Here is a 1,236-nt window from a genome sequence, read left to right as displayed (position 1 = left end):
CTTATATACCGGTGTTATTGATGAGCTGGCGGGGTATCTGCATTGTAGCGCAATGCAATGATCCGTGCTGCTCTACAAGCACACTGCAGTCGATCCCGATGACCTGACGTGCATACACTCGTTCGAGGATTTGCGCAGCTTCGGTGTCGAGATCGGACTGATTGTATGTCGGCATCAGTATGGCTGACGGGGTGACGAGATAATTGCAATATGTTGCAGGAAGCGGATCGCCGTTGTCATCTTTCATCGGTCGAGGCAGCGGCAACTCCACCAGCGTGTATGGTTTGCCTCGGTCGGTCGTGAATGTGGCCAGCTGCGCCCGCATCTTCAGCAGGCCGTCGCGTTGCGATCCTTTGATTTCGCCGGCGCCGGTGTAGACAATCGTGTCGGCGGAAGCGAGGCGAGCCAGTGTGTCGATATGGCTGTCGGTGTCATCGCCGTCGAGTCCGCCATGGTCCAGCCACAGCACCCTTTTTGCTCCAAGTTTTTTGACTAAAGCCAGCTCTACAGCCGCCCGGTCAAGATCGCCGTTGCGGTTGGGCGATAGCAGGCAGCGCGATGTGGTGAGTATCGTCCCTTGCCCGTCGCTCTCGATTGAGCCGCCTTCCAGAACAAATCCAAGCTGGTTCTCATAACCGCCGCCTATGATTCCTGCATTATGTAGCGCTGAAGTGACAAGATTGTCGCGGTCAGCTGCAAACTTTAACCCCCAGCCGTTGAACTTGAAGTCGCAGACTATCCATTTGTGGTTCTCTTTAACGGTTATCTGGCCATAGTCGCGTGTCCATGTGTCATTGGTCATGAAGTTAAAGGGCACGACCGATTTCGCAACATCCGAAGGAAGTGATCGTCTGATCTCATCAGCGTCGGGGTGGACTATCAATACCGGTATTTCGAGGGAGGCGAGTGCTTCAGTTATATCTCGGTAGCAACGGTCGACCCGGTCTAATATCGGCATCCAGTCTGTATCGGCATGTGGCCACGCGAGCAATACAGCGGGAGCGTATGCGCCTTCAGGCGGTAGAATTCGATGTAGTATGGTTTCAGAAGTTGTCATCGTCGTTGTCATTCAGTGTCTGCCAAACATCATCCTGCGAACGGATGACCTCCTCGCAATAATCCTTAAAACCGTTCTTCTCGGAACTGCCTACCATGTGGCACCATTCGCGGTAAGCATCATGGAGATCTTTGTCTTCATGGATGTTTTTTTTGAATTCCGACTCAGCTATGTCAATG

General features: G+C 52.9%; 2 protein-coding genes. Both read right to left on the bottom strand.

Translation table 11 applies throughout. From position 1 onward, the window contains the following. Position 1: 1 nt before the first annotated feature. Positions 2 to 1,057 carry an agmatine deiminase family protein gene (locus C5O24_RS13500; RefSeq protein WP_107034756.1) on the bottom strand — a complete coding sequence of 352 codons (1,056 nt, stop codon included), beginning with the start codon at positions 1,055 to 1,057 and terminating at the stop codon, positions 2 to 4. Beyond that, positions 1,044 to 1,236 (bottom strand): hypothetical protein (locus C5O24_RS14230; RefSeq protein ID WP_161553923.1); only part of this gene is annotated, 193 nt, incomplete at its 5' end. The genes C5O24_RS14230 and C5O24_RS13500, both read right to left, overlap by 14 nt.

It is taken from the genome of Paramuribaculum intestinale, from assembly GCF_003024925.1.
GTDB lineage: Bacteria > Bacteroidota > Bacteroidia > Bacteroidales > Muribaculaceae > Paramuribaculum > Paramuribaculum intestinale.
The sequence above is the reverse complement of the archived record's forward strand: the minus strand, read 5'-3'. Positions and strand labels throughout refer to the sequence as shown.

Coding starts and splice junctions, on each gene's coding strand:
- C5O24_RS13500 (WP_107034756.1), bottom strand. CDS start 1,057: ATGACAACTTCTGAAACCATACTACATCGAATTCTACCGCCTGAAGGC.